Source organism: Sulfurimonas sp. HSL-1656, assembly GCF_039645585.1.
In the GTDB taxonomy this organism is placed as follows: Bacteria; Campylobacterota; Campylobacteria; order Campylobacterales; family Sulfurimonadaceae; genus Thiomicrolovo; species Thiomicrolovo subterrani.
On the sequence record NZ_CP147915.1, the window covers coordinates 480,787 to 493,151 of the forward strand.

A 12,365-nucleotide genomic window follows, 5' to 3' on the forward strand; every position below is an offset into this window, starting at 1 on the left:
CATGCCCTTTCTGGAAACGATCCTGGCCGAAGAGGGGCGTTTCCCCTATCTTGAATGGCACCAGCAGCGTCTGGAACGGACGCTCAAGCGCCACGGCATTTTTTCCCAATACGACCTGGCAAGCCGTCTTGAAGCCCCGGAAACGGGGCGCTGGCGCTGCCGTGTCCAGTACGATGAACAAATGTTCACATATGAACTTCTCCCCTATCCCCCCCGTATCATCACCTCGCTACAGCCGGTGACGGACGAGACGATCACCTACCGCGACAAAACGACCGAACGTGAACGACTTAATCAGCTTTATGACCTGCGGGGTGAGGCGGACGACGTCCTGATCGTCCAGGAAGGCCTTATCACCGATACAACCATCGCCAATGTCGCCTGCCTGATCGGGGAGCAGTGGCTGACCCCGAAACGGCCGCTGCTCGAAGGTACGGCGCGTGCCCGGCTGATCGCCGAAGGGAAGCTCATCTGCGCCGACATCACCCTCGATGCGGCACGGGGCGCGGAGCGGGTGGCCGTGATGAATGCCCTGTCAGGCTTTGTCGAGGTGAGCGGTGGTATACTTCCCCCGATTAATTAACTGGGAGAGATGATGCTCATCAATATTCTCAATGATGAAAAATTTGTCGATTTAATGCAGCGGCATGTCGAGGAGCTGATGCTCTACCTGTTCGAACATGACCAGTCTTTCGGCATTCTTTGCAAGATCGAGCATCTGGGCTTCGAACCGGCGCTGCCCGAGCACATCACCGAGTCCTTCCGGCCGATGACCCTGTTCTATCTCGCGGGCTACACCTTTGACAGTGCGCGCATCGACGGGAACCGCCTCATCTTCGAAGCGGGCTTCGGCGCGGAGAACATCGGCAGTTTCGTGACGGTGCCCCTGCCGAGCATCATGCAGATCATTATCGACGAAACGCCCATTTTCATCAATCATGCCGTGTATAAAAGCGGTGCGGAAGAGGCGGAAGCGGTCGATGACGGCGGGATCGAGAATTCGATGGCGGCATTTTTGTCGAATCCGGAAAACGAGAAGTTTCTGAAGAAGAAGTGATGAGGTTCGTTCCCCTTCTTTTTTGCTTATCCAAAAAAGAAGCCGAACCGGGAAGAAAAAAGGATAAAAGGCTGCCGCTTTCGGGACATACCATGCCCCGGTGATCCTGCTGACACGCTAATAATCGTTTCGGACTTGACAGATGAAGCGGATTGTCATACGTTTCACTTAGCACTTAGCACTTAGCACTTAGCACTTAGCACTTAGCACTTAGCACTTAGCACTTAGCACTTAGCACTTAGCACTTAGCACTTAGCACTTAGCACCCGCCTCGGAGAAAGTCCCCCGGGGGATAGAAGAGTATGAAACGTACTTACATCCGCATGGTAAGCAGGAAGTCGACGACGTTGTTGACGAAGGCGTCGTGCTTGCGGTCTTTTGAGTAGGCGATGTAGAACTTGCGGTGAACGCGGAAGTTGCGCATGCGTGATTCGTACAGTTTGCCCTCGGCGATCTCGTCCTCGATGACGTGGCGGGAGATGACCGATACGATGGGGCGCTCCGCATCCTTGGGAGAGCGCATGATCGTCTCCTTGACCGCCGTCGGCGACTGGACGACCCCGATGACGTTGAACGTCGAACAGTCGATCTCAAGCTCTTCGAAGGCTTCGGAAACGAGCTTGCGGGTGTGGGAGTTCTCGTCGCGGCAGATCCAGTCGAAGGTGAAGAAGTCCTCTTTCTTCAGATACTTCGGCAGCGGCTGGTTGGAGAAGAGGACGAGTTCGTCCTCCATCCATTCGCGGTAGATGATCCCGTCGCGGAAGACCGGGGACTCGATCAGCGCGACATCGATCTTCTTGTCTTCGAGCTCGTCGATGATCTCGTTGGAGAGGCCGACGTGCATGTAGACTTCGTTGTGGATCTTCTCTTTGATGGCACCGAGATAGGTCGGAATGACGTAGTTCCCGATCGCGTAGGAGGCACCCAGGATAAAGGTGAAGTCTTTGTTGATGATCTTGAGCAGCTCTTTCTGGCTCGTGTTGATCGCTTTTTCGAGCTTGATCGCGATGCGGTAAAGGTCTTCGCCCTCTTTGGTCAGCTTGATCCCGTTCTTCTTGCGCTCGACGATGCGGGTGTCAAGATACTCTTCGATAAATTTGATCTGTTGGGTGACGGCGGGTTGGGAGATGCCCAGTTTTGCAGACGCCTTGGAAAAGCTCTTCTCTTTAACGACGGTCAAAAAGGTTTGGAGTTTGGCGAAGTCTTTCAGCATTCAGATATCCTTGGCAATGGGCCGTATTTGTCTTTGTTATAAAGCGTCCGCTTTTGGATAACAGGGCACCATAAAAATAAAACATCAGAATTATAACGTACAATGATAGTCATTTCAATAAGAGAAATTAGTTTTGATTACTTTTTTTATAATTTTCCGCTGAAGTAACATCAAATTGACATCAAACAATGAGAGCTTAAAAATTTATTGATATAATAGATTAACCTAAAAACACGAAAAACGGACGATGGAACATATTTTCAAAAACCTCAACGAGCAGCAGGCCGAAGCGGTCAAAAAGATCGACGGCCCCTTACTGATCCTGGCGGGAGCGGGCAGCGGAAAAACGACGACAATCACCTCGCGCCTTGCCTACCTGCTGGACGTTGTGGGGATCCCCGCGAGCAATACGCTGACGCTGACCTTTACCAACAAAGCGGCCAAGGAGATGCGTGAACGCGCCCTGAAGATGATCGACGCGAACACCTACCCGCCGCTGCTGTGTACATTCCACAAGTTCGGCCTGCTGTTCCTGAAGTTCCATATCCACCGCCTTAGCCGTGAGAACAATTTCGTCGTCATCGACACCGACGACAAGAAGCGGATCCTGAAAAAACTCAACGGCGATCTGCCGCTGCCGCTGGTTGCCAGCGAGATCTCCCGGTATAAAAACTCCCTGATCACGCCGGAAGAGGCCCATGCCCAGGCGGAGCAGAAAAACTACGAGCAGATCGCGAAGGTCTACAAGGAGTACGAGGCCTACCTCGTCGAAAACAACCTCGTGGATTTTGACGACCTTATCTCCCTGACCTACAAACTGCTCGACGAGCATCCGGAACTGGCCGAAGAGACCAGCAAGCGCTACCAGTACATCATGATCGACGAGTACCAGGATACGAACGAGCTGCAGTTCAAGCTGCTGCAGAAGCTCTGCAGCGCCCACAACAACCTCTGTGTCGTCGGGGACGACGACCAGAGCATCTACGGGTGGCGGGGGGCGCACGTGCGCAACATCTTGGAGTTCGACCAGGACTTCGAGGATGCCATGGTCGTCAAACTCGAACACAACTACCGTTCGCGCACGCCTATTCTGACCGTCGCCAACGCGCTGATCGAGCACAACCGCTCCCGCCTGGGCAAGACGCTGCTGCCGACCCGCGGCGACGGGGAAGCGGTGAAGATGCTCTCGTCGAATGACGAGAACGAGGAGGCGGGCAAGATTGCGCTGCAGATCAAAAAGCTGATCAGCGAGGGGGTCCGCCCCAACGAGATCGCCGTGCTCTACCGCATCAACGCGCTCAGCCGCTCCCTCGAAGAGGGGCTCAACCGCGCCGGGATCCCCTACAAGCTCGTCGGCGGGCTGCGCTTTTACGACCGGGCCGAGATCAAGGACCTGATCAGCTACCTGCGCGTCATTACGAACCACCACGACAACTTTTCCATGAAGCGCATCATCAACAAGCCCAAACGCGGGATCGGAAAGGCGTCTATAGACAAGCTGGAGCTGGCGGCGATCGAGCAGGAGCGCTCCCTCTACGATCTGATACGCCTCAGTGCCGCCGCGGAGCTCGAAGGACTGGTGCGCAAGAAGAACGCCACGACCCTCAAGCAGTTCGTCAGCGAACTGGAACAGATGCGCGCCGTCGCGGACGAATCGCTCTACAGCTTCGCCGAGCGCATCGACGAGATCTTCAAGATCAAGGCCTTCTACGAGGCGATGCCCGACGGGACGGAGAGGGTGCAGAACATCGACGAGTTCTTCGGCCTCTTCCGCGATTTCATCAAGCAGAACCCCGAAGCGACCCTGGATGCCTTTTTAAACGAAGTCTCGCTGCAGAGCGAACAGGACCAGGTGGAGGGGGAGAGCATCTACATCATGAGTATCCACGCCTCCAAGGGGCTGGAGTTCGAGCACCTCTTCATCATCGGCCTCGAAGAGGGGTTCCTGCCGCTGATCGGGGACGGGAGCGATCTGGAGGAGGAGCGCCGCCTGGGGTACGTCTCCTTTACGCGCGCCAAGGATTCGCTGACCCTGTCGCATGTCCAGAGCCGCTACTACAAGGGACGCCGTACGGAACTGGAAAAGAGCCGTTTCTTCGGCGAAGCCGGCCTCTGCGAAAGCTCCCTCAAGATCGAGAAGAACACGGCGTTCAAAAAAGGGGACCTCGTCCGTCACAAAATCTTCGGCGCCGGACGCGTGATCGGGGTGAGCAAGGCCGGCCGCGAATTCAAGCTCAATATCAACTTCGGCGGCAACAAGCGGGAGATCCTCGCTTCCTTTGTCGAACGCCTCTGATACGTCCATGAACCGACTCTTTGTCGCTTACAAGCCCACCGGGCTCAGCTCCAACCAGTTCCTGCGCACCCTGAAGCGCAAATACGGGGTGAAAAAAGCGGGCTATTCCGGTACCCTCGATCCTTTTGCCAGGGGGGTGCTCATCATCGCCTTCGGAAAATACACCTCGCTCTTCCGTTTCCTGGACAAGACCCCCAAGCGCTACCGGGCGACGCTCTGGCTCGGGGCGCACTCCGACACCCTCGACATCGAAGGGGTCGAGCAGATCGACGACATCGCGCCGCTGCCGGAGGCAAAGGTCCGGGAGGCCGTCGAATCCCTGAAGGGGGAGCAGGCCTACCCGCCGCCGATCTTCAGTGCAAAGCGGATCAACGGGCGGAGGGCCTACGATCTGGCCCGGGCGGGGATCCCGTTTGAGCTGGAGACGATATATTCGACTGTGTATGATGTCCGTATGCTGCACTACTGCCACCCCTTCGTCACCTTCGAGGCGACGGTTTCCGAGGGGACCTATATCCGATCGCTCGGACGCCTCGTGTATGAGCGGCTGGGCCTCGAGGGGGGATCGCTCAGTATGCTCGAACGGCTCTGCGAAGGTCAGTTCGTCTATGAAGGGGAACGCGCCCTCGATATCCGAAGCTGCCTGCGTCTCCCCCCGGTTGAATACCGGGGCGAATGGCGGAAAATCACCCTGGGGCAGCCGTTGACGCGCGACGAGTTCGCTCCCGTGGAAGACGGGGTCTACCGTGTCGATGACGGGCAGGAGATGGCGGTCTTCGCCTTTGACGGCGAAGGCGTGCATTACGTATTGAACAAGGTGGCATTATGAAGCACTACACGGCACCGGCCAAGGTCAATATTTTTCTCAAGATTACGGGCAGGCGCGGGGAGTACCACGAGATCCTGTCGCGGTTCATGGTGGTAGAGCAGCTGCATGACCTGCTCTATTTCTTCCCGAAGGAGCAGGAGGGGTTCGTCATCGACGGCGATTTCGCCTGTACGACGGAACAGAACACGATCTACAAAGCGTACACCGCCCTGCTCGAAGCGACGGGGTCGGCGGAACTCGAGCGGCTGATGCAGACCCACGGGATCGCCGTCAACAAGCACATTCCGGCCTTTGCGGGGCTGGGAGGAGGCAGTTCGGATGCGGCAACCTATCTGAAGATGTGCAACGAAGTGCTGCACCTAGGCCTGGACGTCAGCGAGCTGGCCGCCATCGGTGCAAAGGTCGGTGCGGATGTCCCCTTTTTCGTCTACGGGTACCCCAGTGCGAACGTCTCCGGGATCGGGGAGATCGTGGAACCTTTTCATGAAACGCCGCTGCATCTCGAGACGCGTACGCCGCCGATCGAGATCAGCACTCCCGCGGTCTACCGCCGTTTCCGGGAGAGCTTCTACAAGGAGCTCTCTGCGGGGGATTATGACTATTTTGCCGCCACCGACTCCAAAACGCTGCTTTCCGAACTGAGCGCCGATGATGCGAACGACCTTTTCGAGCCGGCGCTGTCGCTCTACCCCGAACTCAAAGAGCATTTCCGCCACGGCTGGTTCTTCTCCGGCAGCGGGAGCAGTTTTTTCAAAGTCTCCGAAGGGTAGGCCGTTACACCTCGGGTCTGCAGAACTCGGAGATCGGCAGCATGATGACAAAGCGGGTCTCGCCGGGCAGGCTGGAAACGATGATGGTGCCCAGGAAGAGCTTCTGAATGATCTGACGGCTCATATGCAGTCCGATGCCGCTCCCTTTGAGGCTCCCCTTTGTCGTGAAATAGGGATCGAAGATCTTCGTCTGGATTGCCGGGTCGATGCCGGGGCCGTTGTCGAAAACGCAGATACGAAGATGGCCTCCGCCCGGAGGGTACTCAAACTCAATGTGGATCTGTTTCTTCTCCTGGTCCAGGGATTCAAGGGCGTCCTTGGCGTTGTTGATGAGGTTCAGGAGGACCTGGGAGATTGCGGTTGCGATCTGCAGCCGGTGGATCGTATCGCTGTTCCATGTGATCTCCAGCGCAATAGTATTGGCTTCGAGCGTCGGTGTGATGATACGGTGCAGCTCGTAGACGATCTGATGCAGCGGCAGGAGCTTCGTCGGGGCCTTGTTCTGGAAGAACGAGCGGAAATCCTCGATCGTTTCGGAGAGGTGCAGGGTGTTCTGTTCGATCGTCTCAAAGGCATGGTCGAGTGTCTCGTCATCCAGACGTCCCGTCGCCTTGGCCAGTTTGGCGGAGAGCAGCGTCAGGTTGATCGTGTTGAGTGGCTGGCGCCACTGGTGGGAGATGTTCGAGAGCATCTCCCCCATCAGGGCGAAGCGTTCCTGCTCGAAAAGGAGCATATCCTTTTCCCGGTTCTTCTCGATTTCATCGTGCAGCGCGCTTTTGTAAGTTTCGAGCCGCATGACCAGTTTGATGACGATCGCGAGGATCGGCGGGGTCATGAGCAGTGGCATCAGGATGGAGAAGCCCAGAATGACCGGCGGAAGCGTGCCGGTCAGCAGCGTGTAGAAGATCCCGACACAGAGGACGGAGACGACGGTGGTGGCGAGTGTCACCCCCGCGACGATCTTCAGGGGGCTGTGCATACCGAGTTTGTCGATAAAACGGTTAAGGTGTTTCATGCCGTATTATAGGAAAAGTTCCCTGTCGGCGTCCGCACCAGGCATGGATCTTTCCAAGGAAGAGGGTTCGCCGAAGGGCGGGTTTTCGCTATGATTGCATCACTGATTCAAAGGAATGCAAGTGGGCGAAACGATTGCCAAAAACAAAAAAGCCTTTCACGATTACGAGATCCTCGAGAAATTCGAGGCGGGCATCGTGCTCAAGGGCAGTGAGGTCAAGGGGATCCGTGCCGGCCGCGTCAACCTCAAGGACAGTTTCGTCAAGCTTGTTAGGGGCGAGGCTTTTTTGTTCAACGCCCACATCGGCCGCCTGGAGACGACACACCACTACTACGGCCACGAGGAGCGCGGCAGCCGGAAGCTCTTGCTGCATAAACGGCAGATCGCCAAACTGGCGGACGCCGTGGAGAAAGAGGGACACACGATCGTGCCCCTGCAGATGTACTTCAACAACAAGAACATCATCAAGCTCGAGATCGCCATTGCGCGGGGTAAAAAGCTGCACGACAAACGAGCCGATATGAAAGAGAAGGATATGAAGCGCGACATCGAACGGGCGCTCAAAGACTACTAGCAGCTTTTTGCGGCTCTGCATGAGCCGTCTTCAGTGCCATAGCGGCCAGCGAAAGTCCGCGGGGCTTTGCTCCGGGGACGGCAATGACAGTGGTCGCACGACAAGCGCGCCGATATGAAAGAGAAGGATATGAAGCGCGATATCGAGCGGGCTCTCAAAGACTATTAGCAGCTTTTTGCGGCTCTGCATGAGCCGTGTTTTCCAAGATTATTTGTGTTTTTGTTCCCCTTCTTTTTTGCTTATCCAAAAAAGAAGCCGAACCGGGAAGAAAAAAGGATAAAAGGCTGCCGCTTTCGGGGTATTCCATTCCCTGGCGATCCGTTCGACACGCTAACTATCGTTTATAACCCACAGAAAAAGTCCTGCTACTGATAGTTTGTTGTTTTATCCTGCTGTCCGCATCACTTCTATAAGGGTGATGAGTATGGCGACGACGGCGGAGGCAATGGCGACCCTGTCCGCTCTTTTGATGGCCTTGTAGATGCGTTCGAGTTCGGGGTCGTCGAGGTCGGCGAACTTGTGGGCACGGATGTATTTGACGGCTTCGCGGAAGCGGGGGTCGCCGAACTGGATGTTCCAGCGCGGGCGCCCCATGGCTTCATAGCGTGAGGGGTGGTTGTCGCGCAGGCGGTTCAGAAACGCATTCGTCTCCAGAAGCTGCTTCAGTACGGCGATGATGAAGAGGGCGGTGGCAGTGATGAAAAACAGGTTAAGCGTCATACGGATTCCTTCTGCAGGAAGCGGTTGGTGGTAAAAAATTGGTGGGGAAGTGTGTCGGGTGTGAAGGGCGTCCGCAATTACTTGCGGAGCTCTTTGATACGTGCAGATTTACCGGCACGGTCGCGCAGGTAAAAGAGTTTCGCACGGCGTACACGTCCGCGGCGAAGTACTTTGATCTCGTTGATGCTGTCGCTGTAGATCGGGAAAACACGCTCGATACCGATACCGTTGGCACCGATTTTACGAACTGTGATGGTTTTACCCGTTCCCTGACCGCGCATTGCGATACATACACCCTCGTAGTTCTGAACACGAGTTTTGTCACCCTCTTTAATGGTAACAGCGAGGCGTACGGTATCACCGGCGCGGAATTCTGGGACGTTCTTTTCAGCGACTTGAGCATTTTCGAAATTTTCGATGTATTTATTTCTCATACAATGTCCTTTTTCTATGCCTTTTAAGCTGCTCAGGCCTGAAGAATTTAGTCTTGCATTCTGACAAGGCAAATTTGAGTGCCGCAATTTTACTGTGGTTTCCCTTTAAGAATTCTGATGGCACGCCCTTATCGTCAAAAAGCGGGGGCTTTCCGAACGAGGGGGCTTCCAGCAGGTGGGTCTCAAAGCTTTCCGTCTCCAGTGACTCGCTGTTTCCGAGTACACCTTCGAGATTGCGGGCAATGGCATCGGTCATCACCAGCGAGGGCAGCTCCCCGCCGGTCAGGATATAGTCGCCGATACTGAAGAGTTCGTCCGCAAAGGTCTCGATGACCCTTTCGTCGATGCCTTCGTACCGGCCGCTGACAAATGCAACATGGTTTTTTTTGGCAAGCCGTTTGGCGTCGTTCTGCACAAAGGGTTTGCCGACAGGGGTCGCGAAAACGATATGGACGTCCGGATCGTTTTCGCGGAGCTGTTTGAGTGTGTCGTAGAGCGGCTGTGGCGTCATCACCATTCCGGCGCCTCCGCCGACGGCCGTGTCGTCGACCTTCCCGTGCTTGTTCGTCGTGAAGTCGCGCGGGTTGAGGTAGGCGACGCTGAAAAGCCCCTTCTCCTGCGCACGTTTGAGGATGGAGTCCTGGAAATAGCCCTCGATCAGGTTTGAGAAGAGGGTGACATAGGTAAAGGTCACGACTCCTCCAGGATGGCCATCGCGCCGTGTGCGGTGATCAGGGCCGCATCGGTATCGACGCTTTCGACAAATGGCGGCTGCTTGGGCAGAAGGAACTGCTTGGGCAGCCTTTGCTTCAGCAGCGCGTCGTCGGTTTTGATCTGCAGATAGTCGACCGCGCCGATACGCTCGATCTCCAGCACCTTGCCCAGCGCCACACCGTCTTCCATGACCGTGCACCCGATCAGGTCGAACCAGAAGTGTTCCCCCTCATCGAGGTGGCACATTTCGCGGGTACGTCCGTAGGTCGTGTAGAGCATGGTGTTGGTGTAGCGTTTGGCGTCCTCGGGGGTGTCGACGCCCTCGAGTTTGACCAGTTCGCGCTCCATGTTGACGGTTTCAAATACCAGGGGCGTGCGCTCTTTGGTATAGAAGGTCTCGCCGGGGACGAACTGTTCGGGAAAGTCGGTGAAGAGGTGCAGCTTCATCTCGCCGTGCAGGCCGACGGTGCGGCCCAGCGTGGCGATATGGAGCAGCCGGTCGTTATTCTGCCGCTTCGACATTGATGCGGTAGCTCTTGCCGTCTTTGGCTTTGCAGCCGGAGATGACGGTTTTGATGGCGCCGATCATCTTGCCCTCTTTGCCGATCAGCTTGCCGATGTCGGCACCGTTGGCATAGAGGACAATTTCGGCGATCTCGTCACCTTCGAACATCTCCACGCGGATGTCCTCGGGATGGGAGGCGATGAGACGTGCGTATTCGGCGACGAAATCGGTGACCATAATTATTTGCCGGTGATCTTTTTAACGCGGTCGCTCATTGTCGCGCCGACGCCGATCCAGTAGTTCAGACGCTCTTCGTCGATCTTCTGCTCTTTGGTCATCGGGTTGTACCAGCCGATCAGTTCGATCCAGCCGCCGTCACGGCGCTTGCGGGAGTCAGTAACCGCAACGCGGTAGAAAGGCTGTTTTTTGCGTCCCATACGGGTAAGACGGATTGTTGTCATTGTTCGTTCCTTCGATAAATAATAGGGTGAATGGTTTTCGGGAAGGTCGGAAAAAGAGGGTAGTGCAGCGGAACGATGAAGGAGTCACTCTAACATTGGTACCGCGGCCTCTAACCGTCTTATCGGAGACGTTCCGTGCAAACCGTTCGGGTATGCGATACGCCAATGTCACAGAGGTATTGTTCATAAGCGTAAAACGATGGTGAAATTATAGCGGAAAAATCAGTGAATGTAAAATCTTGCGTGCGGGGAAGAAATATAAGTTCTGCTTTGGGGTCACAGGGGTGCCCCCGGAGGGCCGTGCCTAGCGCGGGAATTTCCCGCCCTGCATCTGGCTCATCATGTTCTGCAGATCCTGCATCCCCTTTTTGCCGGAGAACTTCTTCGCCATCTTGGCGGCATTTTTGAACTGTTTGAGGATGCGGTTGACGTCCATCTGATCCATCCCGGCCCCCTGCGCCAGACGCTGCTTGCGGCTGTTGTTGAGCAGATCGGGGTCTTCGCGCTCTTTGGGGGTCATGGAGCTGACCAGCGCCTTGATCTGCTTGAGCTCCTGGGAGTTCTCCAGGTCGAAGTCCTTGAGCGCCTTGGACATGTCCCCCATCCCGGGGATCATCCCCAGCAGGGATTTCATGGAACCGAGTTTCTTCATGCTCTCCATCTGCTCGAGGAAGTCGTTGAAGTTGAACTGTCCCTTCTTGATCTTCTGGGTCAGCTTCTTCGCCTGTTTCTCATCGATGACGCTTGAAGCTTTCTCCGCAAGCCCCTCGATGTCCCCCAGCCCCATGAGGCGGTTGACGATGCGGTCGGGAAGGAAGACTTCCAGGTCCGCCATCTTTTCGCCGGCCCCGATGAAGCGCAGCGGTACCTGCACCTGCGAAGCGATGCCGAGGGCAACCCCGCCCTTGGCGTCACCGTCGTACTTGCTCAGGATGACCCCGTCGATACCGATCTGCTCTTTGAAGCTCTGGGCGGTACGGACGGCATCCTGCCCCGTCATGGAGTCGGCGACGTAAAAGATTTCGCTCGGCTTGGCGGCATCACGGACCTGCTTGAGCTCGCTCATCAGTTCTTCGTCGATGGCCAGGCGTCCGGCGGTATCGACGAGCACGACGTCGTACAGGCTGTTCTTCGCTTTGGCCATGGCGGCCGTGACGACCTCCACCGGATTCTTGGTCGCCTCGTCTTCATAGAGGTCGACGCCGATCTGGGCCGTGATCTGCCGGAGCTGTTCGACGGCAGCCATACGCTGCAGGTCCGCCGCGACGATCAGGACTTTTTTCTTTTTCTGCTCTTTGAGGTAGGTGGCGAGTTTCCCCGTCGTGGTCGTTTTCCCCGATCCCTGGAGGCCCGTCATCAGGATAACGGTCGGAGGGTTGGCTGCGAACACAAACCCCTGGTGCCCTTCGGTTTTGAGCAGGTCATGGAGGGTGAAACGCATCGCATCGAGGAATTGGTCCTTGCCGATGCCGGCTTTCTTCGTATCCAGTTCGACGCGTTCGATGAGCTCTTTAACGACCTTGTGATGGACATCGGCCTTGAGCAGCGCTTTTTTCAGTTCGGCAAGCGCCTTCTTAAGTGCCTTCTCATCGTCGTGGAATCGAATTTTCTTAATGGCGGATGTAAATGAATCCGTCAAGGTATCAAACACGGGTGCTCCTTGTACTCTGCATCGTAACTATCTATGGCGGGTGCAAAATGATGAAGGCGCATTATAGCAAAACACCCTTTGCAGGATGTTTGGTCTGTTCAGAAGTAAGGCCCATATTAAAGTATA

The 12,365-nt window shown here is 55.9% G+C and carries 16 protein-coding genes; 6 read left to right on the forward strand and 10 right to left on the reverse strand.

Annotation, left to right across the window (positions count from 1 at the left end):
- The first annotated feature begins 1 nt into the window (after window position 1).
- Complete coding sequence (locus WCX49_RS02450; protein WP_345985990.1) at window positions 2–583, forward strand: aminotransferase class IV; 582 nt, start codon at window positions 2–4, stop codon at window positions 581–583.
- Window positions 584–595: 12 nt separating this feature from the next.
- Window positions 596–1,057 carry a hypothetical protein gene (locus WCX49_RS02455; RefSeq protein ID WP_345985991.1) on the forward strand — a complete coding sequence of 154 codons (462 nt, stop codon included), beginning with the start codon at window positions 596–598 and terminating at the stop codon, window positions 1,055–1,057.
- Between the two features lie 313 nt (window positions 1,058–1,370).
- Here WCX49_RS02455 and WCX49_RS02460 read toward each other — a convergent pair whose 3' ends face one another.
- Entirely contained in the window at window positions 1,371–2,270 is a 900-nt protein-coding gene (locus WCX49_RS02460; RefSeq protein ID WP_345985992.1) for a LysR family transcriptional regulator, read from the reverse strand.
- A gap of 247 nt (window positions 2,271–2,517) precedes the next feature.
- On the opposite strand from WCX49_RS02460, the gene WCX49_RS02465 reads away from it, so the two are divergent.
- The 3 genes from WCX49_RS02465 to WCX49_RS02475 are packed head-to-tail and all read left to right on the forward strand — an operon-like array spanning window position 2,518 to window position 6,165.
- The gene (locus WCX49_RS02465; protein WP_345985993.1) at window positions 2,518–4,566 is read left to right on the forward strand and encodes a UvrD-helicase domain-containing protein; all 2,049 of its coding nucleotides are present in this window, start codon (window positions 2,518–2,520) and stop codon (window positions 4,564–4,566) included.
- Window positions 4,567–4,573: 7 nt separating this feature from the next.
- On the forward strand, window positions 4,574–5,395 hold the full coding sequence (truB, locus tag WCX49_RS02470; protein WP_345985994.1) for a tRNA pseudouridine(55) synthase TruB: 822 nt from the start codon (window positions 4,574–4,576) through the stop codon (window positions 5,393–5,395).
- A complete protein-coding gene (locus WCX49_RS02475; protein ID WP_345985995.1) occupies window positions 5,392–6,165 on the forward strand; it encodes a 4-(cytidine 5'-diphospho)-2-C-methyl-D-erythritol kinase in 774 nt (257 codons plus the stop codon). The genes truB and WCX49_RS02475 overlap by 4 nt, the downstream gene beginning before the upstream one ends.
- A gap of 4 nt (window positions 6,166–6,169) precedes the next feature.
- Here WCX49_RS02475 and WCX49_RS02480 read toward each other — a convergent pair whose 3' ends face one another.
- Window positions 6,170–7,180: a HAMP domain-containing sensor histidine kinase gene (locus WCX49_RS02480; protein WP_345985996.1), complete on the reverse strand. Its 1,011-nt coding sequence runs from the start codon at window positions 7,178–7,180 to the stop codon at window positions 6,170–6,172.
- 121 nt (window positions 7,181–7,301) lie between these two features.
- Between WCX49_RS02480 and smpB the strand changes: the two genes are divergently transcribed.
- Window positions 7,302–7,754, forward strand: a complete 453-nt coding sequence (gene smpB, locus WCX49_RS02485) for an SsrA-binding protein SmpB (RefSeq protein WP_345985997.1) — start codon at window positions 7,302–7,304, stop codon at window positions 7,752–7,754.
- Window positions 7,755–7,908: 154 nt separating this feature from the next.
- On the opposite strand, the gene WCX49_RS02490 is transcribed toward smpB, so the two are convergent.
- The 8 genes from WCX49_RS02490 to ffh all read right to left on the reverse strand — a co-directional run bounded on the left by WCX49_RS02490 (window position 7,909) and on the right by ffh (window position 12,239).
- The gene (locus WCX49_RS02490; RefSeq protein WP_345985998.1) at window positions 7,909–8,061 is read right to left on the reverse strand and encodes a hypothetical protein; all 153 of its coding nucleotides are present in this window, start codon (window positions 8,059–8,061) and stop codon (window positions 7,909–7,911) included.
- Between the two features lie 77 nt (window positions 8,062–8,138).
- Window positions 8,139–8,474, reverse strand: a complete 336-nt coding sequence (locus WCX49_RS02495; protein ID WP_345985999.1) for a hypothetical protein — start codon at window positions 8,472–8,474, stop codon at window positions 8,139–8,141.
- Window positions 8,475–8,551: 77 nt separating this feature from the next.
- Window positions 8,552–8,908, reverse strand: a complete 357-nt coding sequence (gene rplS, locus WCX49_RS02500) for a 50S ribosomal protein L19 (RefSeq protein WP_231020224.1) — start codon at window positions 8,906–8,908, stop codon at window positions 8,552–8,554.
- On the reverse strand, window positions 8,898–9,602 hold the full coding sequence (trmD, locus tag WCX49_RS02505; protein WP_345986000.1) for a tRNA (guanosine(37)-N1)-methyltransferase TrmD: 705 nt from the start codon (window positions 9,600–9,602) through the stop codon (window positions 8,898–8,900). The genes rplS and trmD overlap by 11 nt, the downstream gene beginning before the upstream one ends.
- Window positions 9,599–10,144 carry a ribosome maturation factor RimM gene (gene rimM, locus WCX49_RS02510; RefSeq protein WP_345986001.1) on the reverse strand — a complete coding sequence of 182 codons (546 nt, stop codon included), beginning with the start codon at window positions 10,142–10,144 and terminating at the stop codon, window positions 9,599–9,601. The genes trmD and rimM overlap by 4 nt, the downstream gene beginning before the upstream one ends.
- Window positions 10,125–10,364 (reverse strand): KH domain-containing protein, encoded by a 240-nt coding sequence (locus WCX49_RS02515; protein WP_345986002.1) that lies wholly within the window; start codon window positions 10,362–10,364, stop codon window positions 10,125–10,127. Before WCX49_RS02515 ends, rimM begins: the two co-directional genes overlap by 20 nt.
- Before the next feature lie 2 nt (window positions 10,365–10,366).
- Complete coding sequence (gene rpsP, locus WCX49_RS02520) at window positions 10,367–10,588, reverse strand: 30S ribosomal protein S16 (RefSeq protein ID WP_231020228.1); 222 nt, start codon at window positions 10,586–10,588, stop codon at window positions 10,367–10,369.
- Window positions 10,589–10,892: 304 nt separating this feature from the next.
- A complete protein-coding gene (ffh, locus tag WCX49_RS02525) occupies window positions 10,893–12,239 on the reverse strand; it encodes a signal recognition particle protein (protein WP_345986003.1) in 1,347 nt (448 codons plus the stop codon).
- Between the last annotated feature and the right edge of the window lie 126 nt (window positions 12,240–12,365).